The following is a 24,079-nucleotide window of genomic DNA, read 5'->3' on the forward strand; positions in this document are numbered from 1 at the left end:
GCGGATGGGGGTGATTCAGACGAGTGTGGGCTTGACCTCGACGATCCGCGCGAGCAGACCGTTGATGAATCGTGGTGACTCGTCGGTGCTCAGCTCCGTGGCCAGCACCACGGCCTCGCTGACGGCGACCTCGTCGGGCACGTCCTCGCTGTAGAGGATCTCCCAGGCGCCCAGGCGCAGGATCGCCCGGTCCACGTCGGGCATCCGGTCGAGGCCCCAGCCCTGGCTGTAGGTCGTCAGGGCGTCGTTGATGTCGGTCCAGTGCGCGACCACACCCTGCACCGCGGTGATCGTGTAGGGGTTCAGCGGTGCCGGGGTCACCGGTCGCTCGGCCCGCTCCCGGGCGAGCTCACCGGCGTTGATCTCCCGTGACTCCGCCTCGAAGAGCAGGTCGACGGCCCGCTTGCGGGCCTTGGTCCGTGCGCTCACTCAGTTCACGCGGCCGAGGTAGGAGCCGTCGCGGGTGTCGACCTTGACGCGGGTGCCCTGCTCGAGGAAGAGGGGCACCGAGATCTCGGCACCGGTCTCGAGGGTGGCCGGCTTGGAGCCGCCGGTGGAGCGATCGCCCTGCAGGCCCGGCTCGGTGTAGGTGATCTCCAGCTCGACCGACGGCGGCAGCTCGACATAGAGGACGTTGCCCTCGTGCCGGGCCACGACCGCCTCGTTGTTCTCGAGGAGGAACTTGCTCGCGTTGCCCATGACCTCGGGGGTGACGGGGATCTGGTCGAAGGTGCCCGGGTCCATGAAGATGAAGTCGGTGCCGTCGTTGTACAGGTACTGCATCGTCTGCTTGTCGACGTTCGACGTCTCGACCTTGGTGCCGGCGTTGAAGGTCTTGTCGATGCTCTTGCCGCTGGTGACGTTCTTCAGCTTCGTGCGCACGAAGGCCGGGCCCTTGCCGGGCTTGACGTGCTGGAACTCCACGACGGTCCACAGCTGCCCCTCGAGGTTGAGGACCATGCCGTTCTTGAGGTCGTTCGTCGTTGCCACGTGCTGCTCGCCTTCGCGTCGGAGTCGTTGTCATCCCCGCGCGCCCGTCCGACGCCCGAGGGCCGCCCAGCATCCTAACCGTCGAAGGCGCCGGTCACCCACGTGCGCACCGTCGGTGCGGCCTCGTCGAGCACCGAGACGTGGTCGGCCCCGGGGACCGTCACGTACTCCAGGTCGGCCCCCCGCTCGCGGTACTGCTCGGCGAGGCGGTCGCTGAGCAGCCGCGGCACGGTGGTGTCCCGGGTGCCCTGGACGAGCACGACCGGGACCTGCGGGTGCAGCTCGGCCGCGTCGTTGGTCCCGACGACCCGGCCCAGCCGCTCCAGGTCGGCCTCCACCGCCAGGAAGTCCTCGACGTCGACGCCCCCGAAGGAGTCGGGTCGGAACAACTCGGCGACACACCGCTCCTCCAGGTGCGGCAGCAGGTCCCGGCCCTGCGGACTCACCACCTGCTCGAGCGGCACGTCGCCGGTACGGGCAGCGGCGACGAGGAGCGGCCCGAGGAAGGTGGCGGTGGACGAGGTGGACGCAGCCCGCTCCTGCGCCTCCTCCTCGGCCCGCGAGGCGGAGCGCCCTCCGCCCACCATCTCGACGACCGCGCCCAGCTGGCTCGGCGGGGCCAGTGCGACGATGCCCCGCAGGTCGAGCCCGGAGGTGTAGGCGCCCGTGAAGCGACTGGTGAACAAGGCCGCCTGCCCTCCCTGGGAGTGGCCCATCGCGACCCACTCGTCGGACAGCTCAGGCGTGAGCTCGTGGGCCGCCAGGACGATGTCGGCCATGGCTGCACCGGCCGACTGGCCCATGAGGTACGGGTGCGGGCCCGGGGTGCCCAGGCCCTCGTAGTCGGTGCGCACGACGGCGTAGCCGTCCTCGACGAGCCCGGCGGTCATCCGGTCCATCGCCGCGGTGTAGACGCCGGTCTGCTGGTCGGCCGCGGACCGTGAGGGCGCGCACCGGTCGGCCGTCCCGGTGGTCCCGTGGCCCCACGCGATCACCGGCCAGCCGCCCTCGGGCGGGTCGCCCGCGGGTGTGGAGACCACCCCGGAGACGGCCACGGTCTCCCCCTTCGCACTCGTCGAGCGGTAGAGGAGCAGGTGCGTGGTCCCTCCGATGGTCGGCCCGGTGACGATCCGGCGCGACCAGATCAGGCTGCCGTGCTCCCCGGCAGACACCTGCTCGGGACGCGGCTCGTAGAAGCCGGCCCCCTCCGGCGCCCGCTCCTGCGGGACGGCTCCCTCGGGCGGGCCGGATCGCCAGAGCAGGACGCTCGCGACGAGGGCGAGCACGAGGACGACGGCACCCCTCGTCCACCACGGATGCAGCCGGGGCCGGGAAGCGCTCACGCACCCATCCTCGCAGGACGTCACGCCAGGGTGCAGGATGGTTGGTATGAAGCCGAAGTCCCTCCTCCTCGCGTTCGCCGCCGGGACCGCCGGGCTCGCCACCCGGGACCTGCTCCAGAAGACGCACACGCTCAAGCGCAACTTCCCGGTCGTGGCCAACGCGCGGTTCGCGCTGGAGAAGATCGGACCGGAGCTGCGCCAGTACATCGTCACGAGCAACGACGAGGAGCGTCCCTTCAGCCGGGACCAACGCTCGTGGGTGTACGCCTCGGCGAAGAGAGAGAACAACTACTTCGGCTTCGGTACCGACAACGACATCGAACGGGTCGAGGGCTACCCGATCTTCAAGCACCGCACCTTCTCGGACGTGGCCGCGTCCAGCTCGGTCAAGGACTCCGACCGGGTCGAGCTGCCCTCGGCGAAGATCCTCGGCGGACCCCGCGGACGCCGCCATGCCTTCCGTCCCCGATCGGTGGTCAACATCTCCGCCATGAGCTACGGCTCCCTCTCCGGGAACGCCATCGAGGCCCTGAACAAGGGCGCCGAGCACGCCGGGATCATGCACAACACCGGCGAGGGCTCCCTCTCGCCCCACCACCGCCAGGGCGGCGACCTGATCTTCCAGATCGGCACCGCGTACTTCGGTTGTCGCGACGCCCACGGCAGATTCGACCTGAAGCAGCTCAAGGACGTCGTCGAGTCCGCACCGGTTCGGGCGATCGAGATCAAGCTGAGCCAGGGCGCCAAGCCCGGGCTGGGCGGTCACCTCCCCGCGGAGAAGATCTCCCCGGAGATCGCCAGCACCCGTGGCATCCCGCTGGACCAGGACTGCGTCAGTCCGGCGAGGCACACCGAGTTCGACGACGTCGACTCGATGCTCGACTTCGTCGAGCTGATCGCCCAGGAGACCGGCCTGCCGGTCGGGATCAAGTCCGCGGTCGGTGGCAACGACCTGTGGGAGGGCCTCGTCGAGCACATGGCCGACGGCCAGCGGGGCGTCGACTTCATCCAGATCGACGGGGGCGAAGGGGGGACCGGCGCGGCGCCCCTCGTCTTCAGCGACGCCGTCGCGCTGCCCTACCGCCTGGCCTTCACCCGGGTGTACTCGCTCTTCGCCGAGGCCGGCCTGACCGACCGCGTCACCTGGATCGGCAGCGGGAAGCTCGGTCTGCCCGAGAACGCCCTCGTCGCCTTCGCGCTCGGGGCCGACATGGTCAGCGTCGCCCGCGAGGCCATGCTCGCCATCGGGTGCATCCAGGCGCAGAAGTGCCACACCGACAGGTGCCCCGTCGGCGTCGCGACGCAGAACCCGTGGCTCGAGCGCGGCCTCGACCCGACGCTCAAGGCCAACCGCCTCGACAACTACGTGCGCACCCTGCGGCGTGACCTGCTCAAGGTCTCCGAGGCGTGCGGGGTCTGGCACCCGGGCCTGCTCACCGTCGACGACGTCGAGATCCTCCATGGTGAGCGCACGGCGGTCCCGCTCGGCGACATCTACGGCTACCGGCCCGGGTGGGGGACCCTCGGCGAGGACGACGCCGCGCAGATCGTCGACATCATGTCCCGCTCGGCGACGCACGGTGAGACGCACCGGCTCGCGCACCCGCAGCCGGGGGCACGGCACGCAGTGCCGTGATCAGGGGTCAGGCGAGTGCCGCGTAGGCCTCGCGCAGCAGGTCCTCCGGTGGGCCCTCGAGGCGCGTCGGCGCGGCGAGCCCGTCGAGCACGACGAGCCGCAGGGTGGCGCCACGGGTCTTCTTGTCCCTGCGGAGCGCGGCGAGCAGGTCGTCGAAGTCGGCCCGCGCGTACGTCGTGGGCAGCCCGAGGAGGCCGAGCACGTAGCGGTGCCGGTGCAGCAGCGCCGCGTCGATGTGACCGGTCCGGTGCGCCAGCTCGGCCGCGAAGACCATCCCGATGGCCACGGCCTCCCCGTGCCGCATGCGGTACTGCTCGTGGTGCTCGACGGCGTGACCGAGCGTGTGCCCGTAGTTGAGGATCTCGCGCAGGCTCGACTCCCGCAGGTCCGCGGCGACGACCGCGGCCTTGACGGCGATCTTGCGCTCGATGACCTCGCGCAGCGCGGGCGAGCCGGGGTCCTGCACACCGGCCGCATCGGCCTCGACCAGCTCGAGGATCCGCGGATCGGCGATGAAGCCGCCCTTGACGACCTCGGCCAGGCCCGCGGCCAGGTCGGCGGGAGGGAGCGTGTGCAGGTGGTCGAGGTCGCACAGGACCGCAGCGGGGGTGTGGAAGGCGCCGACGAGGTTCTTCCCCTCGGCGGTGTTGATGCCGGTCTTGCCGCCGACGGCGGCGTCGACCATGCCGAGGACGGTGGTGGGGACGTGGACGACGGCGACGCCGCGCAGCCAGGCGGCAGCGGCCCAGCCGCCGAGGTCGGTGACGCTGCCACCGCCGACGGCCACGACGGCGTCGCTGCGGGTGAAGCCGGCCTGCCCCATGCGTGCCCACAGACCGCTCGCGACCTCCACGGTCTTCGCCGCCTCGGCGTCGGGGACGGCCGCGACGTGCACGTCGAGCCCGGCCCGGCGGAGGGATGCGACGACCGGGGCGGCAAGGGTGGCCAACGGTGCGCCGTGGACGACGAGCACGCGGGCGACGCCGGCGGGCAGCACGTCGGCCACGTGGGAGGAGACCCCGTGCCCGACGAGGACGTCGTAGTCCCCCCGACGGGGATGGTCGTCACCTCGCTCATGCGCGGCCCTCCAGCAGGGAGAGCGACTCGGTGACGACGGACTCGGCGTCCCGCCCGGCCGTGTCGATCCGCCAGGTCGCCAGAGCCTCGTACGTGGGACGACGGGCCTCGGTCGTGCGGATCCACGCCTGGCGGGGGTTGACGGCGAGGAGCGGGCGCGAGCGGTCGAAGCCGATGCGCTTGGCCGCGTCGGCGATCCCGACGTCGAGGAGGAGGACCCGGTGCCCGGCGAGGGCCTCGGCGACCGCGGGGGTCATCGGGGCACCCCCACCGAGCGCGAGGACGATGCCCTCCTGCGCCAGCGAGTCGATGACGGCGCGCTGCTCGGCCTCGCGGAAGTACTCCTCGCCGTTCTCGATGAAGAGGTCCGGGACCGACCGGCCCTCGCGCTCCTCGACGAGCCGGTCGGTGTCGACGACCTGACGTCCGGTGCGCTCGGCGATCCCGGCAGCCACGGTGGACTTGCCCACACCGGGCGGACCGATGACGACGACCCAGGGGCCGGACAGGGCGGCGCTCATGCGTCCCACGACCGCATGAGCTGGGGGATCGACTCGAGGTAGCCACGGTGGTTGCGCGCCGTCTCCGCGACGGAGTCCCCGCCGAACTTCTCCACGCAGGCCTCCGCGAGGACGAGGGCGACCATGGCCTGGGCGACCACCCCTGCCGCCGGGACGGCGCAGACGTCGGAGCGCTGGTGGATCGCCGTCGCCGGGTCGGTCCCCGTGACGTCGACGGTGTCCAGGGCCCGCGGGACGGTGCTGATCGGCTTCATGCCGGCGCGCACGCGCAGCACGTCCCCGGTGCTCATCCCGCCCTCGGTCCCGCCGGCACGGCTCGTGCGCCGACGGATGGTCCCGTCGGCGTCGCGCTCCATCTCGTCGTGCGCGGCCGAGCCACGCCGGCGCGCGGTCGTGAACCCGTCGCCGACCTCGACCCCCTTGATCGCCTGGATGCCCATGAGGGCGCCGGCGAGCCGCGAGTCCAGACGGCGGTCCCAGTGGACGTGGCTGCCCAGCCCCGGGGGCACGTCGTAGGCCAGCACCTCGACGACACCGCCGAGGGTGTCCCCGTCCTTCTTGGCCGCCTCGATCTCGGCGACCATCGCCTCGCTGCCCTCGCGGCTCATCGCCCGCACCGGGTCCGCGTCGAGCGCCGCGACGTCGTCGGGGGTCGGCAGCGGACCGTCGGCCGGCGCCTCCCCCTCGCCGATGGCCACGGTGTGCGCGACGAGGCGGATGCCGTAGGCCTGCTCGAGGAAGCGCTCCGCCACCTCGCCGAGGGCGACCCGGGCGGCGGTCTCCCGGGCCGAGGCGCGCTCGAGCACCGGACGGGCCTCGTCGAAGCCGTACTTCTGCATGCCGACCAGGTCGGCGTGACCGGGCCGCGGGCGGGTCAGGGCCTTGTTGCGGGCGAGCTCCTTCTCGGCACCGATGTCGTTCGAGGCACGCAGCGCGGACTCGTCGACCGGGTCGGCGCCCATGACCGCCTCCCACTTGGGCCACTCGGTGTTGGCGATCATCACGGCGAGGGGGGAGCCGAGGGTGCGCCCGTGGCGCACGCCCCCGAGGAAGGTCACCTCGTCCCGCTCGAACGTCATCCGGGCCCCGCGCCCGTACCCCAGACGGCGACGGGCCAGGGCGTCGGCGACGTCCGAGGTCGTCACCTCGACGCCCGCGGGCAGTCCCTCGAGGGTCGCCACGAGGGCCTGTCCGTGCGACTCACCGGCGGTCAACCAACGCAACATGGCACAGATCCTCGCATCCCGGCGGAGGGGCCGAGTCAGGCGTCCGGGGAGTGACCCAGCGCGGCGCGACCGGCAGCCTGCATCGCCGCCACGGGGGCGGCCACGCCGGTGAAGAGCTCGAACTGCCGCGCGGCCTGGTGCACGAGCATCTCCAGACCGGAGACGACCTGCGCGCCGCAGCCGCTGGCCGCGCGGGCCAGGGGCGTCGGCCAGTCCGCGTAGACGACGTCGAGGAGGGTCGCGCCCGTGAGGTCCTCGTCGACGTGACCCGCCGCTGCTCCGTTCGCCGTCCCGCCCGGGAGCGTCGACACCACGGCCCGGGCACCGGTGCGCGCCCAGTCAGCCAGGGGGACGACCTCGAGCGTCACGTCCGCGACGTCGCGCAGTGCCTCGGCCCGCTCGGGCCTGCGGGCCGCGACGGTGATGTGGGTGGCTCCCAGCCCCACCAGTCCCAGCAGGGCCGAGCGGGCCGTCGCGCCGGAGCCGACGACGGTGGCGCGGTCGAGGCCGTCGACACCGGCCTCGCGCAGGGCGGCCGTGATCCCGTGGACGTCGGTGTTGTCCGCGGCCCAGCCGGTGCCCGTGCGCACGAGCGTGTTGACCGCTCGCGCGGCCCGGGCGGTGTCGGTGACGGTCTCGGCGAGATCGCCGGCCACGACCTTCAGCGGCATCGTCAGGCTGAGGCCGCGCCACTCCTGCGTGAGCCCCGCGACGAAGGGGGGCAGCCCCCCTTCGTCCACGTCGTGCGCCGTGTAGCTCCACTCGGTCAGCCCCGCCGCCACGTACCCGGCCCGGTGCAGGGTCGGGGACAGCGAGTGACCGATCGGGGATCCCAGGACGCCGGCGCGGACGGTCATCACCTCACTCGCAGCTACCGGTGTTGCGGCAGAACTCCTGCACGTTCTGCTGGTGCTCGGCCTCGGTCTCGGCGAACTTCGTCTCCCCCGTGGACGGGTCCACGGTGACGAAGAAGAGCCAGTCGCCCTCGGCCGGGTTGCCCGCGGCGTCGATGGCGGCGGCACCGGGGTTGTTGATCGGCCCGGGAGGCAGGCCCTGGTTCTTGTACGTGTTGTACGGGCTGTCGGTGTTGCGCTCCTTGTCGGAGGTCGTCACCGTCCCCCGCTTCTGCAGCATGTAGTGGATCGTGGAGTCCATCTGGAGCATCCCGCGGGTCGGGCCCGTGGGGTCGGCGAGCCGGTTCTCGACCACGCGGGCGACCTTGTGGCGGTCCGCCTCACCGGCCTCGCCCTCGACGATGGAGGCGACGGTGAGGGTGCGCTCCCACTCGTCCTTCGGGACCCCGGCCTCCTCCAGCTGAGCGACCGTCTGGCCGATCATCTTGTTCAGCTGCTGCACGGCGCTCGCGTCGTCGGCGAACTCGTAGGTGGAGGGGAAGAGCCAGCCCTCGATCGCACCCTCCGCCTGCGGGGGCAGCTGGAGCTCGTCCGACTCCTCGGCCTGCTCGTACTCCTTCACGGGCACACCGGTGCCCTCGGACAGGCGCTCGTAGATCTCCGAGCGCCACAACCCCTCGGGGATGGTCAGGCCCTTGGCGATGCGGCTCTCCGGCGAGAGCAGCCGGTCGAAGGCGTCGGAGGCCGACATCTTCTGCAGCATCGAGTAGGTTCCGGGCTGGATCTTGGCGGCCCGCTCCGGCTGTGCCGTGGCCACCGCGGTGAAGCTGCTCGTGGTCTTCACGACGTCGGCCTCCTGGAGGGTCTCGCCGATCATCGCGCCGGACGCGCCGGAGTCGATGACCACCTCGACCTTCCCGCTGCCGGGACCGGGGTAGTCGTTCGGCTCTCCCCCACCGGGCAGGAGCGAACGCAGGGATCCGAAGGCGAACCACACCGCCGCGACGACGAGCGCGCCCGCGAGGACCAGCACGACGACCGACACGGCACGGCGCCGGCCGGGGCCCCCGCCGTCATGGCGGGCTCGGCGCCCGCGCCGGTGGTCCCTGCGGCGTTCCGCGCGGGTCCGGTGCACGACGTCGTGCTCGTCGTGGCCTGCGCCGCGACCGTCGTCGAAGATCCTGTCGTCGAGCCTGGTCATGCGTCATCGCCCTTCCGCGGTGTGCGTCGGCGCGGCCGACCGACCCGTTCCCCGGGGGGTCCACCGGTTGCGCGCTCCGTGTCCAGTGCGGTCTGCAGGATCAACACCGCAGCCGCCTGGTCAACCACCTCACGATGGTTGCGCCCGGCCACTCCACTGTCATGCAGACCCCGATGAGCATCCACCGTCGAGAGGCGTTCGTCCACCAGGCGGACCGGCGTGTTCGCGATCGGTGCCGCCCCGAGGGCCCGGCGCAGTGCCTGCGCCCAGTCCCGCACGCGCCGTGCGGCGGGCCCCTCCCCGCCATCGAGCGAGCGCGGCAGGCCGACGACCACCTCGATGACCGACAGCTCGCCGGTCAGGGCGACGACCCGGTCGATGTCGCTGTCGTGCTCGAGGTCGCGGGCGATGGTCTCTACCGGGGTCGCCAGGAGCCCGGCGGGGTCGCTGGTCGCGACCCCGACCCGGGCGTCCCCGACGTCGATCCCCAGGCGTGCTCCGGTACGCATGGTCCGGTCAGGCCCCGATCTCGCGCTCGAGGGCGGCGAGTGCCTCGGACACCTTGCCGACGTCCTGGCCGCCACCCTGGGCGAGGTCGTCCTTGCCGCCGCCCCCGCCGCCGAGCGTCTGCGCGGCGACGCGGACGAGCGCGCCGGCCCTGACCCCCTTCGCCCGGGCGGACTCGTTGGTGGCGACGACGACGACCGGCTTGCCCGAGCCGTCGCCGGTGAGGGCCACGACCGATGGCCGCTCCTCCCCCAGCCGACCACGGGTGTCGGTGACCATGCGGCGCAGGTCGTCGCCGGACGCTCCCGCGATGTGCTGTCCGACGAAGGTCACGCCCGCGACGTCCTTCGCGCCGTCGGTGAGCGATCCCGCGGAGGCGGCGACCTGCTCACGACGGACCTTCTCCAGCTCCTTCTCCGTCTCGCGCAGGCGGGCGATCATGTCTGAGACCCGCTCCGGGAGCTCACCTGCGGGCACCTTGACGATCTCGGCCAGCTCGGCGACGAGCGCCCGCTCGGTGGCCAGGTGCTGCAGGGCGTTCATCCCGACGAAGGCCTCGAGGCGCCGGACTCCGGAGCCGACGGAGGACTCACCCGTGAGGGTGAGCGCACCGATCTGGCTGGAGTGGCGCACGTGCGTGCCACCGCACAGCTCGCGCGACCACGGGCCGCCGATCTCGACGACTCGCACCAGCTCGTCGTAGGTCTCGCCGAAGAGCGCGAGGGCTCCCTGCTCCCGGGCCTCGGGCAGGGTCATCCAGTCGGCGGAGACCGGCAGGTCGTCCCGGACGGCGAGGTTGGCCACGTGCTCGATCTCGGCGCGGGCGTCCGCGGAGAGGGACTGGTTCCACGCGAAGTCCAGGCGCAGGTAGCCGGGCTTGTTGTAGGAGCCGGACTGCAGCGCCGACGGGCCGAGCACCTGGCGGAGGGCGGCGTGGACGACGTGGGTCCCGGAGTGCGCCTGGCAGGCGTCGACCCGCCAGCCGGGGTCCACCTGCGCCGACGTCTCCTGCCCGACCCGCACGGGGCCGTCGGCGACCTCGACGGTGTGCGCGACGAGGCCCTTGACCGGGCGCTGCACGTCCCGGACGAGCAGGCGGGTGCCGTCGGCGACGATGATGCCCGAGTCGGCCACCTGGCCACCGGACTCGGCGTAGAAGCTCGTCCGGTCGAGGACCACCTGACCGGTCTGGCCCGGCTCGAGCTCCTCGACCGTCGCGCCGTCGCGCACGAGGCCGACCACCGACCCGTGGGTGGTCAGCTCCTCGTAGGCACGCCAGTCCGTGGCACCGAGCGAGCGCAGCTGCTTCCAGACCTCGGTGTTGGCCTGGCCGCCCTTCTTCGCCCGGGCGTCGGCCTTGGCGCGCTGACGCTGCTCGTCCATGAGTCGCACGAAGCCCTCGCGGTCGACCGCCAGGCCCTGCTCGGCCGCCATCTCGAGGGTGAGGTCGATCGGGAAGCCGTACGTGTCGTGGAGGGCGAAGGCCTTCTCCCCCGACAGGACGTCGCGACCGGACTGCTTGGTCTCCGTGACCGCGGTGTCGAGGATCGTCGTGCCCTGGGCCAGGGTGCGGCGGAAGGCCTGCTCCTCGGCGTAGGCGATCTGCGCGATCCGGTCGAAGCCGGTGCGCAGCTCGGGGTAGGAGGCGCTCATCCGCTCCATCGAGATCGGCAGCAGGTGCGGCAGGGCCGGCTCCTCGTACCCGAGCAGGCGCATCGCCCGCACGGCGCGACGCAGCATGCGGCGCAGCACGTAGCCGCGTCCCTCGTTGCCGGGGGTGACGCCGTCGCCGATGAGCATGAGCGAGGAGCGGACGTGGTCGGCGACGACCCGCAGGTGGACGTCGTCGGGGTGGGAGTCCCCGGCGGTCTGCCCGGAGGAGGCGCCGTACTCGCGTCCCGTCATCTCCGCGGCCTTCTCCAGGACCGGGTAGACCTCGTCGATCTCGTACATGTTGTCGACGCCCTGGAGGATGCTCGCGATGCGCTCGAGGCCCATGCCGGTGTCCACGCTCTGCGCGGGCAGCGGCCCGGCGACGTCGAAGTCGTCCTTGGCCCGGACGGCGGAGAGCTCGTACTGCATGAAGACGAGGTTCCAGATCTCCATGAACCGGTCCTCGTCGACCTCGGGCCCGCCGTCGACGCCGTACTCCTCGCCGCGGTCGTAGAAGATCTCGCTGCAGGGGCCGCCCGGGCCGGGCACACCCATGCTCCAGTAGTTGTCGAGCTCACCGCGGCGCACGATGCGCTCGGCCGGGATGGCGGTCTCCTCCAGCCAGAGCCGCTCGGCCTCGTCGTCGTCGATGTAGACCGTGGCCCAGAGGCGGTCGGGTTCGAGCCCGTAGCCGCCGTCGTCCTGGCTGGTCGTGAGCAGCTCCCACGCGAAGGCGATCGCCTCACGCTTGAAGTAGTCACCGAAGGAGAAGTTGCCGTTCATCTGGAAGAACGTGCCGTGCCGGCTCGTCTTGCCGACCTCGTCGATGTCACCGGTGCGCACGCACTTCTGCACGCTCGTCGCGCGGGCCCACGGGGCGCTCTCCTGCCCGGAGAAGTACGGCTTGAAGGGAACCATGCCGGCGTTGACGAAGAGGAGGGTCGGGTCCTCGTGGATCAGCGGGGCGGAGGGGACGACCGTGTGTCCCCTCGCCTCGAAGAAGGTCAGCCAGCGGCGCCGGATCTCGGCAGTTTCCATGGGTGTCTCGTGTCCAATCGGTGCTGTTGCAAGAGCAGGTGCGGATGTCTCGGGCAGGAGCGAAGGGGGCGACCGGCGCCTCAGGCGCGGGCCGACCCCGGGATAGCTCGCCGCGCGGAGGTCCGTCGTGGTCGTCCGAGAGGCACGGTCATGCCCTCACCCTACCCACCGGGTCGGTGGATCGCTGTCGGCGCGGGAGCCCGCGAGGGCGCGACGAGGCGCCGACGAGCTCACCGGCGGCGCAGGCGTTCCCTGAGCCAGGCCCACCGGTCCTGCAGCCGCGCCTCGAAGCCACGGTCGGTCGGCCGGTAGTACGACCTGGCGGCGAGCTCGGCGTCCAGGTCGTCGGGGAGGTACTGCTGTGCGGCCACCCCGTCGGGCTGGTCGTGCGCGTAGACGTACCCCTCGACCTTCGCTCCCCCGCTGGCACCGGCGGCGCGGTCCGAGGCCTGGGTGTAGCCGCTGCCGCGCAGGTGCGGCGGCACTGCCTGCACCTTGCCCGCCCGCACGTCGGCGACGGCCTCGTTGATGCCGGTGTACGCCGCGTTGGACTTCGGCGCGAGCGCGTTGTGGACGACGGCCTGCGCGAGGATGATGCGCGCCTCGGGCATCCCGATCTGCGCGACCGCGTGCATCGCGGCCACCGCCGTCTGCAGTGCGGTCGGGTCGCCCAGGCCCACGTCCTCGGAGGCGGCGATGACGATGCGCCGGGCGATGAATCGCGGGTCCTCCCCCGCCTCGAGCTGGCGCGCCAGGTAGTGCAGTGCCGCGTCGACGTCGGAGCCGCGCATGGACTTGATGAAGGCGGAGGCGACGTCGTAGTGCTGGTCGCCGGTGCGGTCGTAGCGCACGGCCGCGCGGGCGACCGCCTGCTCGACGTGGGCGAGGGTGAGCGGGATCGTCCTCGGGGTGTCGGGGCCGAAGGGGACGTCCCCGTCGGCGACACCCGCGGCCGCCTCGAGCGAGGTCAGCGCACGTCGGGCGTCTCCACCGGCGATCGCCACGAGGTGGTCACGGGCCTCGTCGGCGAGGTCGTAGCCACCGGCCAGTCCCCGCTCGTCGGTGAGGGCGGCGTCGATGACCTCACCGACCTCCTCGCGGGTCAGCGACTCCAGCGTGACCAGGATCGAGCGGGACAGCAGCGGCGCGATCACCGAGAACGACGGGTTCTCCGTCGTGGCCGCGACGAGCACGACCTCACGGTTCTCCACCCCGGGGAGCAACGCGTCCTGCTGGGCCTTGGAGAAGCGGTGGATCTCGTCGAGGAAGAGGACCGTCTGCCGGCCGTACATCGAGCGGTTGGTCGCCGCGCGCTCCATGACGGCACGCACGTCCTTGACCCCCGCGGTCACGGCGGACAGCTGCACGAAGTCCCGGTCGGCGGCCGTCGCCACGAGGTGGGCCAGGGTCGTCTTGCCGGTCCCGGGCGGGCCCCACAGGATCGCCGACATCGGTCCGGTCACGGCACTGACGCTGCCCTCCACGAGCCGGCGCAGGGGTGAGCCCTGCCGCAGCACCTCCTGCTGACCACGCACCTCGTCGAGATCACGTGGCCGCATGCGCACCGCGAGCGGCGCCTGCAGGTCCGCCGCCCCACCGTCGGGTTCCCCACCGGCGGAGGCGAAGAGATCGAAGGAGGTCACGAGTGGCACGCTATCCCGGTGGGCGCTCACCGGGACACCTCCACCCACCTGCACCGGCTCGGGGTGCAGGTGGCGAAGCACCCTGTCGCCGTCGTCGTCACCTGGATCGTCCTCGCAGCCTTCTCCCTCGCCCTGGCGCTGGGCACGGTCACCGGCCACGCCCTCTTCGACGACCTCTCCAGCGGCGAGATCACCGCCCCGGGCGAGGCACAGGAGGCACGTGACCTCCTCGTCGCGGCCGGAGGCGGCGACTTCGCCTCGGACACCCTGATCGTCGAGGGGTCGCCGGCCACCTCCCCCTTCGTGCGGCGGCAGGTCGCGGCGGCCGTCGAGCGCCTCCACGAGACCGAGGGCGTCGCCCGGGTCATCAACCCACTCGTCCTCGAGGAGGGTGTCGAGGACCCCCGCGCCGGTCCCCTCGTGCAGGAGGAGGGGGACGGACGCTACGGATTCGTCACGGTCGTCGAGTACGAGGAGGACCTCGAGGGCGAGGCCCTGGCGGAGGCGCAACGGGCCGTCGACGTCCAGCTCGACGAGATCGTCAGCGGCTCGCGGGCCACCGACAGCACGCGCGGCAGCGTGCAGATGCTCGTCGACGAGATCGTGGAGCAGGTGAGCACCGACCTCAAGGTCGGCGAGGGCATCGCCCTGCCCATCACGTTCGTCGTCATGGTGCTGATCTTCGGCGGATTCCTGGCCGCCGGCATCCCGCTGTTCGGCGCCCTCGCCTCGATCGCCGGCGCGCTCGCGACGCTGTGGGGCTTCGCCCACGTCATCGAGCTCGACGCGACGGTCGTCAACATCGTCACCGTGCTCGGTCTGGGCCTGTGCATCGACTACGGGCTGCTCATCGTCTCCCGGTTCCGCGAGGAGATCTCGCTCGACCTCGACGGGGCCGAGCTGCCCGCACGTGGTCGTGGCGTGATCGAGCAGGCCACCGGCCGCACTCTCGACCGGGCGGGTCGCACGGTCGTCTTCTCGGCGGTGACGGTCGCGATCGCGATGTCGGGGCTGTTCTTCTTCCCGGCCACCTTCATGCGCGCCTCCGGCGCGGCCGGTGTCTCCGTCGTCGTCCTCTGCCTCGCGGTCGCGATGACACTCGTCCCGGCGTTGTGCGCCCTGGGTGCGCGACGCCTGGTCCGCGGTCGCACCGAGCGGGGGCGTGACGACGGGGTCTTCGCCCGCCTCGCCGGTCGGGTGCAGCGCGCGCCGTGGCTGGTCATCACCCTCGTGCTGGCGGCCCTGGTCGCCATGGCCCTCCCGACGACCCGGATGGAGGTGACCTCCTCGGGGACCGAGCTCCTGCCCGTCGGCAGCGACCAGCGCACCTTCTTCGCCGAGCTCGCCGAGGACTACCCCGAGCTGGCCACCCCGGACGTACAGGTCGTCACCACCGCCGACGAGCCTCAGGTGCGCGCCTGGGCACGGGACGACGCGGCGACGCTGCCGCACGTGGACTCCGTGGAGGTGAGCGAGGTCGGGGCCACCCCCGATGGCGAGAGGGTGCTCACCGTCGACCTGCGCACCGACGACGAGCCGCTCGGCGACGACAGCCGCGCGCTGGCGGCCCACCTCAGGTCGGACGGGCCCCCTTCGCGGCCCACATCGGGGGCCAGGCCTCGGGGCTCGACGACTTCGTGGACGCCCTCGTCGACCGGGCGCCCTGGGCGGCCGCCACGGTCGTGCTGGCGACTTTCGTCCTGCTCTTCCTCATGACCGGCTCCGTCGTCGTCCCGATCAAGGCCCTGCTCATGAACGTCGTCTCACTCGGCGCCTCGCTCGGCGTGCTCGTGTGGGTCTTCCAGGACGGGCACCTGTCCGGTCTGCTCGACTTCGACCCGGTCGGGGCGCTCGAGGTCTCCATCCCGGTCCTCGTCCTCGCCTTCGCCTTCGGCCTGTCGATGGACTACGAGGTCTTCCTGCTCTCCCGGATCGTCGAGCTGCACGAGCAGGGCCGGCCCACCGACGAGGCCGTGCGGCTGGGTCTGCAGCGCTCCGGCCGGATCATCACCAGCGCGGCCCTGCTGATGGTCATCGTCTTCTCCGGCTTCATCCTCGCCCAGATCCTCGCCGTCAAGCAGACGGGCGTCGCCCTCGTCGTCGCGATCGTCATCGACGCCACGCTCGTGCGGATGCTCCTCGTCCCGGCGACGATGTCGGTCCTCGGCGAGTGGAACTGGTGGGCGCCCCGTTGGATGAAGCGCGCGCACTCCCGCTTCGGGATCACCGAGTGAGCACCGAACGCATCCCGCTGCCGGACCTGGTCGCGTGGACGGGTGGCGACCGCGTCGTCCTCGCGGAGTCCACGCCCCTGCCCGGGAGCGATGCGCTCGGCGTCCGCCGGGGCGCGGCCTGGGCGGTGGCCTTCGCACGACCCACGTACACGCACGGCACCAACCTGATGCTCCACGGCGACGACGGCAGCGGCCGGCTCGTCCCACCGGCGGTTGTCGCCGCGCTCGAGGACCTCGTCTCCTCGGCCCCCTTCGCCGGCTGGGTGGCGGACCTGCGGACGAAGGGGGTGGACTCGGTCTCCCTCCCCCGCACCGCGGCGCACGTCGGGGGGCTGCTGCCGCAGGCCCATGGCCTGTGGGAGTGGATGTGGACCACGAGGGCCCCGGCGGCGCCTGCCGGTGACGGGACGGTCGAGCTGGTCGAGGAGGACCGGGCGGACCTCCAGGCGCTGCTCGACGCCCACAACCCCGGGACCGACGGGCAGCCCTTCGCCCGGCCGGGTCAACGCTGGGTCGGGATCCGCGACGGCGAAGGGAGCCTGCTCGCCGCGGGCTGCTGCGAGCCGGAGCGATCGGGCACCCCGGTCCTCTCCGGGATCACCGTGGCGCCCACGGCCCGTGGCCGGGGTCTGGGGCGGGTGGTCACCGCGGAGCTGACACGGGGCGCCGTCGACTCCCACGGGTGGTGCACTCTGGGCATGTACTCGGTCAACGACACCGCGCGGCGTCTCTACCACTCCCTGGGGTACGAGACCGGCGCGGTCTGGAGCAGTGGAGCGCTGGGATGAGCAGATCGGCGGCGGTCGACTTCGCGCGACCGGTCTTCTCCTTCGCCCCGGGCCCGGCGCGGCGGTGGATCGCGCTGCGCGCGGCCCTGGCGATCGGCCTGCCGCTCACCGGGCTCACCCTCGCGGGGTTCCCCCCGCAGCATGCCTTCCTCGCCGGTCTCGGCGTCTTCGCGGTGCTCTACGGCGCGGGAGCACCCGTGCGCCGGCGCCTGCGCACGATCCCCGGCGCCGGCGCGGGCCTGCTCGCCTCGCTGGGCCTCGGGATCGCGGCCGCCGACCACCCCTTCCTCGCGGTCGTCCTGATGGCGGTCGTCGCGACCGTCGCCACCTTCCTGACCTACGCCCTGCAGATCGGCCCCCCGGCCGGCTTCTTCTTCGCCCTCGACGTCGGGATCGGCAACCTCGCCGCCTCCCACGGTGCCGACGCGCGGACCATCCTCGGCATCGCCGCGGTCGGCGTCTGCTCGGCGATCCTCGTCGGGACCTCCGACCTGTGGTTCGGCGCCCACGGCGTCGAGGAGGCCGCGGTCTCCTCCGCCGAGGAGCTGGTCGAGACGTACCTCACCGCGAGCGACCCGTCCGCGATCGCCGGCTCGCGGCGTGCCGCCTCCGCCGCCCTCAACCGGGCGTGGACGGCCGTCACCGACGGCCGCAGCGAGGACCACTTCGGTGGTCGCCTGCAACGCATGCACTCGCGCTACGCCGGCGCGGTGTCCCGCTCCGTGGGCGGACCGGACGAGGAGGTCACCGCGGAGCTGGCCCTGCAGGAGGCAGCCAGCGCACGCCAGATCTCACTTGGTCGCCCGCGGGCCCGGTGGTCCCTGCGCCAGGCGCTGCGCTGGCCCAGCGAGGACCTGCTCGTCGCCGTCCGGGTCCTCACCGCCGGGCTGGTCGCCGGCACCGTCGCCCTCGCGCTCGACAACTCCCACGCGTACTGGGCGGGGGCCTTCGCCGTCCTCATCGTCCACACGGGAGGCACCCGGCGCGCCCAGCTGCAGCGCTCCTTCCAACGCACGATCGGCACCGCCGTCGGGCTCGTGGCGTTCGGCCTCGTGCTGCGGCTCGACCCCGGCCACTGGGCGCTGATCGCCCTCGTCGTCGCCCTGCAGTTCGTCGTCGAGATGCTCATCACGCGCAACTACGCGGCGGCGGTCGTCTTCCTCACCCCGCTGGCGCTGTCGATCTCCGCGGCCGTCACGGACATGGAGCTGTCGACGATCGTCTACGACCGCGGGGTCGACACCGTGATCGGTGTGGGAGTGGCTCTGGTCGTGGTCGTGGTCTCCGGCGCGCTCGGTCGCCCCGAGCTGCTCCTGCGGGCCCACGCCCGCAGGGTGGTGCTCGCGCTGGACGAGGTCCTCGCGGACCTCGCGGAGCGGCGCACGCGCACGCCCGAGGGCATGGAGGACCACCTCCACCACTGCCGGCAGCTGTACGTCGAGCTGCTCGCCTCCGACCAGGTCGCCGCGCGCACCCTCCAGGACGCCCCGACCGCGGTGGCCCCCTACCGCGAGATGGAGCAGCTGCTCGCCCACATCGGCTACCTCGTGCTCGGCGCGACCTGGAACCCGCGGGTGCGCGGCGAGCGCGAGCGCATGGCACTGGCCCGTGAGCGGCTCGGCGGGATCCTCGACCACAAGGTGACCCGAACCCGCGCGGCGGCGGACATCACGGCCGAGCTCAGGAGCGTCGAGGAGGCCCTCACCGGGTCGTGAACCGCGCTCACGACGGTGCTCGGTTCGTCCCGATCACTTTGACCCGTCGTGGTCCGCTACACCATCCTTCGCAACGACGAGTGCCTTCGAGGCCGACGACTCCCCACAAGGTGTGGTTGGCTGCTGAGGGCCACGACATCCACTTCGAGGAGAGCAGGCGAGCATGAGCGAATCGTCGAACGCCACCGACGGTCGAAGAAGCGCGGACCACCACGACGACCTCGATCGGCGTACCGCCGACGAGCGCGTCAAGGACCAGCTCCGGGCCCACGGTGTCCGGCTCGGCCCGGGAGGTATCGCCCCGAGGGTGTTCTGGCCGTCCTTGGTCATCGTCGTTGCGGTCTCGCTGTTCTCCATCTTCTTCAGCAGCACGGCCGGCGAGCTGTGGAACTCGATCCAGAGCAGCATCGTCAGTGGCTTCGGGTGGTTCTACATCCTGTCCATTGCCTGCTTCGTGGCCTTCGCGATCTTCCTGGCGGTGAGCCGGTTCGGCAACATCACGCTCGGGCGAGAGGACGAGAAGCCCGACTTCGGCCTGGTCTCCTGGTTTGCCATGCTCTTCGCCGCGGGCATGGGCATCGGCCTGGTCTTCTACGGCGTCGCCGAACCGTTGACCTTCTACACCACCCCCAAGCCCGGGGTCGAGGGGAGCGAAGCCGAACTGGCCAACCAGGCCATGGCGCAGACCTTCCTCCACTGGGGGCTGCACCCGTGGGCGGTGTACGTCATCGTCGGCCTCTCCCTGGCCTACGCCATCCACCGCAAGGGGCGCCCCGTCTCCCTGCGCTGGGCCTTGGAGCCGTTGCTGGGCGACCGCGTCAAGGGCTGGCCCGGTGACATCGTCGACATCCTGGCGATCGTGGGCACGCTCTTCGGTGTCGCCACCTCCCTGGGGTTGGGCGTCACCCAGGTCGCGACCGGCCTGTCGGAGCTGGGGGTCATCGACGAGGCCTCCAACACCTTCATGGTCATCCTCATCGCGGTGATCACCGCGATCGCCACCATCTCGGTCGTCAGTGGCGTGGGCAAGGGTATTCGGTGGCTCTCCAACGCCAACCTCGCCCTGGCGGCGGTCTTCCTCACCCTGGTCTTCGCACTCGGCCCGACCCTGTTCCTCCTGCGGGACTTCGTCCAGTCCATCGGGGCCTACGCGACGAACTTCCTGCCGAACACCTTCGACGCCTTCGCCTACTCCGGTTCCGAGGGCCTGGCCTGGGCCGGTGGGTGGACCATCTTCTACTGGGGCTGGTGGATCGCCTGGTCCCCCTTCGTCGGCGTGTTCATCGCGCGGATCTCGCGCGGGCGCACGGTCCGCGAGTTCGTGGCCGGCGCCCTCCTCGTGCCGACCCTCCTCGGCTTCGTGTGGTTCACGGCACTGGGCGGCACGGCCATCCACCGGCAGCGCACGGTCGGCGACCTCGTGCCGGAGGACGGCCTCGTGGCCGAGGTAGCCCTCTTCGACACCCTGGCCACGTTGCCGATGGGGACCGTCCTGTCGGTCATGGCCCTCGTCCTCGTCGTGATCTTCTTCGTCACGTCCTCGGACTCCGGCTCCCTGGTCGTGGACATGCTCGCCTCCGGCGGCCACCCCGACCCGCCGACGTGGAGCCGGGTGCTGTTCGCCGTCCTCGAGGGCCTCGTGGCGAGCGCCCTGCTCCTGGCCGGGGGGACAGAGGGCCTGTCCGCGCTCCAGGCCGGCTCGGTCGCGACGGGTGCCCCGTTCGCCGTCGTGATCGTCTTCATCATGATCGCCCTGTACAAGGCCCTGCGGCGCGAGCACGGCGCAATCGTCGCCTCCGAGGTGCGGCTGCGCCGCCGGGAGATGGCCGGGGAGCTCACGGAGAACTTCGACGACGTCTTCGGCGAGCAGGTCGACGATCGCATCGACTACGCGCTCACGCGGACCAAGGGCATCTGGGCGCGGAAGCCCTCGTCGGTCGCGACGGTCACCAAGGAGCGTCGGCGCGAGCGCGAGAACGGCGGCGACGACGGCTGACCGGGATGCCCCGCACGAGCGCCGGGCTCCTCCCCTTCACCACGGCGAAGGGGGTCACCCGCGTCTTCCTGGGCCGCATGGGCGGTCCGGCGTGGGCCCGTCGACCCCGCGCCTGGACGGTGGTCAAGGGTGAGTACGTGGAGGGTGACGACCCGCTGGCCGCGGCGGAGCGGGAGTTCCTCGAGGAGATCGGGGTCCCGGCTCCGCCCGGCCGCCGTCTCGACCTCGGCGAGGTCCGCCAGTCCGGAGGCAAGCGGGTCCGGGCGTGGGCCGTGGAGGCCGACCCGTCGTTGGCCTTCTTCTCGAGCAACCTCGTGACGATGGAGTGGCCCCCGCGCTCCGGGCGCCACGTCTCCTTCCCGGAGATCGAGCGTGCCGAGTGGTGCGAGGTGGACCGGGCCCGTGAGCTCGTCGTGGCGGCCCAGGCGGCCTTCCTCGACCGTCTGGTGGACGCAACCGCGCGCTAGGCCCGTGGACCCGTCCGGTGCGGGGCGTCCGCGAGAGCGGGCAGGAGCGGGTGCAGGGCGCGTCGCAGCCCGGCTGCGCCGTCCGTCGGTCGGTGGTGGACCGCCCGGATACCGAGCGACCGCGCCGACTCGACGTTCGCCGGCAGGTCGTCGACGAAGCCGACGCGGTCCGCTGCCACACCCAGGTCCTGGAGGATGTGCTCGAAGAAGGCGGGGTCGGGCTTCATCGCCCCGACCTCGCTGGACCAGTAGGCGCCGTCGACGATGTCGTCGTACCCGTGGACCTCTCGCATGAGGCGCACCCGGTGGTCCTGCTGGTTGGTCGCGAGCAGGCAGCGCACGCCGAGACGTCGGACCTCGTCCACGACGGCGATCGCGTCGAGGTCGAGGTCGAACTGCTCCCAGATGCCCAGCAGGTCCTCGATGGTCACCGGCAGCCGCCCCGACCGGTTCTCCTGCTCCAGGAGCTCGCCCAGCACCGCTCGGAGGCTGCGCTCACCGCGCAGCGCCGGGAGCTCGGCCTCGAAGACCTTGCGGGCGAATCCCGGGGCGACCGTCCGGTCCAGCCGTTCGCGCCAGTCGAAGTGCCCGTGCTGGAGGACGCCGTCGCAGTCCCACAGCATCACCTCCACCGGCACGTCGGGCATCAGCTCTGCCGGGGGTTGACCTCCGGCGCCCCCTGCGCTGCGGGGTCCTCCCCCTTCGCCGTGGGCCGGGCGTCGATGCCGGCCTCCTTGCGCTGCTCCGGGGTGATCGGCGCGGGCGCGTCCGTCAGCGGGTCGTAGCCGCCGCCGGACTTGGGGAAGGCGATGACGTCGCGGATGGAGTCCGCCCCCAGCAGGAGCATGACGATGCGGTCCCAGCCGAAGGCGATGCCGCCGTGCGGGGGCGCGCCGTACTTGAAGGCCTCGAGGAGGAAGCCGAACTTCTCCTGCGCCGACTCCTCGTCCAGGCCCATGACCGAGAAGACCCGCTCCTGCACGTCACGCTGGTGGATACGGATGGACCCGCCGCCGATCTCGTTGCCGTTGCACACGAGGTCGTAGGCGTAGGCCAGCGCCGATCCGGGGTCGGTGTCGAAGGTGTCGAGGAACTCCGGCTTGGGGCTGGTGAAGGCGTGGTGGACCGCGGTCCAGGCACCCGCACCGACGGCGACGTCACCGGCGGCGACGGCCTCCCCCGTGGGCTCGAAGAGCGGGGCGTCGACGACCCAGACGAAGGACCACGCGGACTCGTCGATCAGGTCGCAGCGCTGGGCGATCTCCTGCCGGGCCGCCCCGAGTAGTGCCCGCGCGGCCCGGGGCTTGTCCGCGGCGAAGAAGATGCAGTCGCCCGGCTGCGCACCGACGTGCGCGGCCAGACCGGACTTCTCCTCCTCGGAGATGTTCTTGGCGACGGGCCCACCCAGCTCACCGTCCTCACCGACGGTGACATAGGCCAGACCCTTGGCACCGCGCTGCTTCGCCCACTCCTGCCACGCGTCGAACTGCCGGCGCGGCTGGCTGGCCCCACCGGGCATGACGACGGCCCCGACGTAGTCGTTGCGGAAGACCCGGAAGGGGGTGTCGGCGAAGAACTCGGTGCAGTCCACGAGCTCGACGCCGAAGCGCAGGTCGGGCTTGTCGCTACCGAAGCGCTCCATGGCCTCGGTGTAGGTCATGCGGGGGAAGGGGGTGGTCAGCTCGACACCGATGGTCCCCCAGACCGCCGTGGCAACGGCCTCGCCGAGCTCGATGACGTCGTCCTGCTCGACGAAGGACATCTCGATGTCCAGCTGGGTGAACTCCGGCTGGCGGTCGGCCCGGAAGTCCTCGTCGCGGTAGCAGCGCGCGATCTGGTAGTACCTCTCCATCCCGGCGACCATGAGCAGCTGCTTGAACAGCTGGGGGCTCTGCGGGAGCGCGTACCACTCGCCCGGTGCGAGGCGGGCCGGCACGAGGAAGTCGCGGGCGCCCTCGGGGGTGGACCGGGTGAGGGTCGGGGTCTCGATCTCGACGAAGTCGCGCTCGGCCAGGACCGAGCGTGCCGCGGCGTTGACCTTGCTGCGCAGGCGCAAGCCCGCACCGGCGCTGGTCGGACCGGGGCGGCGCAGGTCGAGGTAACGGTGCTTGAGCCGGGCCTCCTCCCCGACGGCGACCCGCTCGTCGATCTGGAAGGGCAGCGGGTCCGCCGTGCTGAGGACCTCGATGGAGGAGGCGACCACGTCGACCTCGCCCGTCGGCAGGTTCGGGTTGACGTCCTTCGGGTCGCGCGGGGCGACTTCGCCGACGACCGTGACGACGTACTCGTTGCGCAGGTCGTGCGCCGCTCCGGTCAGCACCTCGTCGCGAGCGACGACCTGGGCGACGCCGGAGGCGTCGCGCAGGTCGAGGAAGGCCACGCCACCGTGATCACGTCGCCGGGCCACCCATCCGCTGAGGGTGACGGTCTGGCCGGAGTGGTCGGCACGCAGGGTGCCGGCGTCATGGGTGCGGAGCACGGGGAGTTCTTCCTTGTCCTCGTCGGGGCGTCCGGCGGTCGCCGGGCGGGGTCAATCCTACGAAAGTCAGTGTCGGCGGTTGGTGGGATGCTGCGGCCACGGGCTGTCCGCCGGACGAAGGGAGGTCCAGCCGTCCTCGCGCATCCGATGGGCGGCGAGGACGCCGATCACGAGTGTCGAGTTGTGCACGTGGCCGGCGAGCACGGCATCCACCACCTCGTCGAGCGGCGCCCGGTGGTGGAGGATGTGGGCCTCCTCGCCCCGGCGCTCGTGCAGCTCCCCGTCGGGGACGGCGGTGAGACCACGGGCGAGGTAGATCCGCAGCGCCTCGTTCAGGCCCCCGGGGGAGCTGAAGTAGTCCACCAGCACCGCCCAGTGCTCCGCGACGACGTCGGCCTCCTCGGCCAGCTCGCGCTGCGCCGCGAGGAGTGGGTCCTCACCGGCGACGTCGAGCAGCCCGGCCGGGATCTCCCACTCGTGGGAGGAGATCGGGTGCCGGTACTGGCGGATGAGCAGCGCGCGGTCCTCCTCGTCGAGTGCCAGCACGGCCACGGCACCGGGATGGTCGACGACCTCCCGCACGAGACGCTCGCCCTCGAGGTCGAAGGTCTCCCGGCGCACGTCCCACACCGCGCCGTCGAAGACGACCTCGCTCTCGACGACCGGCGACGGCACGATCTCGTCGCGCAGGGGCGGGTGCTCGACGGTCAC

At 72.1% G+C, this 24,079-nt stretch carries 21 protein-coding genes; 7 read left to right on the forward strand and 14 right to left on the reverse strand.

What is annotated here, in order from left to right:
• Window positions 1-15: 15 nt before the first annotated feature.
• From nusB to PVE36_RS08945, 3 genes are all read right to left on the reverse strand, one after another.
• Window positions 16-429, reverse strand: a complete 414-nt coding sequence (gene nusB / locus PVE36_RS08935; protein WP_277241312.1) for a transcription antitermination factor NusB — start codon at window positions 427-429, stop codon at window positions 16-18.
• On the reverse strand, window positions 430-990 hold the full coding sequence (gene efp, locus PVE36_RS08940) for an elongation factor P (protein ID WP_277451718.1): 561 nt from the start codon (window positions 988-990) through the stop codon (window positions 430-432). It lies immediately after the preceding gene.
• 74 nt (window positions 991-1,064) lie between these two features.
• Window positions 1,065-2,333, reverse strand: a complete 1,269-nt coding sequence (locus PVE36_RS08945; RefSeq protein ID WP_277451719.1) for an alpha/beta fold hydrolase — start codon at window positions 2,331-2,333, stop codon at window positions 1,065-1,067.
• 46 nt (window positions 2,334-2,379) lie between these two features.
• Between PVE36_RS08945 and PVE36_RS08950 the strand changes: the two genes are divergently transcribed.
• Complete coding sequence (locus tag PVE36_RS08950) at window positions 2,380-3,969, forward strand: FMN-binding glutamate synthase family protein (protein WP_277451720.1); 1,590 nt, start codon at window positions 2,380-2,382, stop codon at window positions 3,967-3,969.
• A 7-nt stretch (window positions 3,970-3,976) separates the two neighbouring features.
• Here the strand turns inward: PVE36_RS08950 and aroB are convergent, their stop codons facing one another.
• From aroB to PVE36_RS08990, 8 genes are all read right to left on the reverse strand, one after another.
• Entirely contained in the window at window positions 3,977-4,975 is a 999-nt protein-coding gene (aroB, locus tag PVE36_RS08955) for a 3-dehydroquinate synthase (RefSeq protein WP_277451721.1), read from the reverse strand.
• A 67-nt stretch (window positions 4,976-5,042) separates the two neighbouring features.
• On the reverse strand, window positions 5,043-5,567 hold the full coding sequence (locus PVE36_RS08960; RefSeq protein WP_277451723.1) for a shikimate kinase: 525 nt from the start codon (window positions 5,565-5,567) through the stop codon (window positions 5,043-5,045).
• Window positions 5,564-6,793, reverse strand: coding sequence for a chorismate synthase (gene aroC / locus PVE36_RS08965; RefSeq protein ID WP_277451724.1), 1,230 nt, complete (start codon window positions 6,791-6,793; stop codon window positions 5,564-5,566). The genes PVE36_RS08960 and aroC overlap by 4 nt, the downstream gene beginning before the upstream one ends.
• Before the next feature lie 35 nt (window positions 6,794-6,828).
• Window positions 6,829-7,650, reverse strand: a complete 822-nt coding sequence (locus PVE36_RS08970) for a shikimate dehydrogenase (RefSeq protein ID WP_277451725.1) — start codon at window positions 7,648-7,650, stop codon at window positions 6,829-6,831.
• 4 nt (window positions 7,651-7,654) lie between these two features.
• Window positions 7,655-8,848: an endolytic transglycosylase MltG gene (mltG, locus tag PVE36_RS08975; RefSeq protein ID WP_277451727.1), complete on the reverse strand. Its 1,194-nt coding sequence runs from the start codon at window positions 8,846-8,848 to the stop codon at window positions 7,655-7,657.
• A complete protein-coding gene (ruvX, locus tag PVE36_RS08980) occupies window positions 8,845-9,357 on the reverse strand; it encodes a Holliday junction resolvase RuvX (RefSeq protein WP_277451728.1) in 513 nt (170 codons plus the stop codon). Before ruvX ends, mltG begins: the two co-directional genes overlap by 4 nt.
• 7 nt (window positions 9,358-9,364) lie before the next feature.
• On the reverse strand, window positions 9,365-12,046 hold the full coding sequence (alaS, locus tag PVE36_RS08985; protein WP_277451730.1) for an alanine--tRNA ligase: 2,682 nt from the start codon (window positions 12,044-12,046) through the stop codon (window positions 9,365-9,367).
• Window positions 12,047-12,276: 230 nt separating this feature from the next.
• A complete protein-coding gene (locus tag PVE36_RS08990; RefSeq protein ID WP_277451731.1) occupies window positions 12,277-13,689 on the reverse strand; it encodes a replication-associated recombination protein A in 1,413 nt (470 codons plus the stop codon).
• Window positions 13,690-13,707: 18 nt separating this feature from the next.
• Here PVE36_RS08990 and PVE36_RS08995 point away from each other — a divergent pair, with 18 nt between their 5' ends.
• From PVE36_RS08995 to PVE36_RS09020, 6 genes are all read left to right on the forward strand, one after another.
• Entirely contained in the window at window positions 13,708-15,405 is a 1,698-nt protein-coding gene (locus tag PVE36_RS08995; protein ID WP_277451732.1) for an MMPL family transporter, read from the forward strand.
• A complete protein-coding gene (locus PVE36_RS09000) occupies window positions 15,327-15,923 on the forward strand; it encodes an MMPL family transporter (protein ID WP_277451733.1) in 597 nt (198 codons plus the stop codon). The genes PVE36_RS08995 and PVE36_RS09000 overlap by 79 nt, the downstream gene beginning before the upstream one ends.
• A complete protein-coding gene (locus tag PVE36_RS09005) occupies window positions 15,920-16,711 on the forward strand; it encodes a GNAT family N-acetyltransferase (protein WP_277451735.1) in 792 nt (263 codons plus the stop codon). Before PVE36_RS09000 ends, PVE36_RS09005 begins: the two co-directional genes overlap by 4 nt.
• Window positions 16,708-18,426, forward strand: coding sequence for an FUSC family protein (locus PVE36_RS09010; RefSeq protein WP_277451736.1), 1,719 nt, complete (start codon window positions 16,708-16,710; stop codon window positions 18,424-18,426). Before PVE36_RS09005 ends, PVE36_RS09010 begins: the two co-directional genes overlap by 4 nt.
• A gap of 163 nt (window positions 18,427-18,589) precedes the next feature.
• Entirely contained in the window at window positions 18,590-20,422 is a 1,833-nt protein-coding gene (locus tag PVE36_RS09015; RefSeq protein WP_277451737.1) for a BCCT family transporter, read from the forward strand.
• A gap of 5 nt (window positions 20,423-20,427) precedes the next feature.
• Window positions 20,428-20,889, forward strand: a complete 462-nt coding sequence (locus PVE36_RS09020) for an NUDIX domain-containing protein (protein WP_277451739.1) — start codon at window positions 20,428-20,430, stop codon at window positions 20,887-20,889.
• Here PVE36_RS09020 and PVE36_RS09025 read toward each other — a convergent pair.
• From PVE36_RS09025 to PVE36_RS09035, 3 genes are all read right to left on the reverse strand, one after another.
• Entirely contained in the window at window positions 20,886-21,536 is a 651-nt protein-coding gene (locus PVE36_RS09025; RefSeq protein WP_277451741.1) for an HAD-IA family hydrolase, read from the reverse strand. The genes PVE36_RS09020 and PVE36_RS09025 overlap by 4 nt on opposite strands.
• Window positions 21,536-23,368, reverse strand: a complete 1,833-nt coding sequence (aspS, locus tag PVE36_RS09030; protein WP_277451742.1) for an aspartate--tRNA ligase — start codon at window positions 23,366-23,368, stop codon at window positions 21,536-21,538. Before aspS ends, PVE36_RS09025 begins: the two co-directional genes overlap by 1 nt.
• A 66-nt stretch (window positions 23,369-23,434) precedes the next feature.
• Entirely contained in the window at window positions 23,435-24,079 is a 645-nt protein-coding gene (locus PVE36_RS09035; RefSeq protein WP_277451743.1) for an NUDIX hydrolase, read from the reverse strand.

This window comes from Janibacter sp. DB-40 (assembly GCF_029510815.1).
Lineage (GTDB): Bacteria > Actinomycetota > Actinomycetes > Actinomycetales > Dermatophilaceae > Janibacter.

What these genes read in the sequence shown, in the direction of transcription:
- PVE36_RS08950 (WP_277451720.1), top strand. Translation starts at nt 2,380, where the DNA reads ATGAAGCCGAAGTCCCTCCTCCTCGCGTTCGCCGCCGGGACCGCCGGG.
- PVE36_RS08960 (WP_277451723.1), bottom strand. Translation starts at nt 5,567, where the DNA reads ATGAGCGCCGCCCTGTCCGGCCCCTGGGTCGTCGTCATCGGTCCGCCC.
- aroC (WP_277451724.1), bottom strand. Translation starts at nt 6,793, where the DNA reads ATGTTGCGTTGGTTGACCGCCGGTGAGTCGCACGGACAGGCCCTCGTG.
- PVE36_RS08970 (WP_277451725.1), bottom strand. Translation starts at nt 7,650, where the DNA reads ATGACCGTCCGCGCCGGCGTCCTGGGATCCCCGATCGGTCACTCGCTG.
- mltG (WP_277451727.1), bottom strand. Translation starts at nt 8,848, where the DNA reads ATGACCAGGCTCGACGACAGGATCTTCGACGACGGTCGCGGCGCAGGC.
- ruvX (WP_277451728.1), bottom strand. Translation starts at nt 9,357, where the DNA reads ATGCGTACCGGAGCACGCCTGGGGATCGACGTCGGGGACGCCCGGGTC.
- alaS (WP_277451730.1), bottom strand. Translation starts at nt 12,046, where the DNA reads ATGGAAACTGCCGAGATCCGGCGCCGCTGGCTGACCTTCTTCGAGGCG.
- PVE36_RS09010 (WP_277451736.1), top strand. Translation starts at nt 16,708, where the DNA reads ATGAGCAGATCGGCGGCGGTCGACTTCGCGCGACCGGTCTTCTCCTTC.
- PVE36_RS09015 (WP_277451737.1), top strand. Translation starts at nt 18,590, where the DNA reads ATGAGCGAATCGTCGAACGCCACCGACGGTCGAAGAAGCGCGGACCAC.
- PVE36_RS09020 (WP_277451739.1), top strand. Translation starts at nt 20,428, where the DNA reads ATGCCCCGCACGAGCGCCGGGCTCCTCCCCTTCACCACGGCGAAGGGG.
- PVE36_RS09025 (WP_277451741.1), bottom strand. Translation starts at nt 21,536, where the DNA reads ATGCCCGACGTGCCGGTGGAGGTGATGCTGTGGGACTGCGACGGCGTC.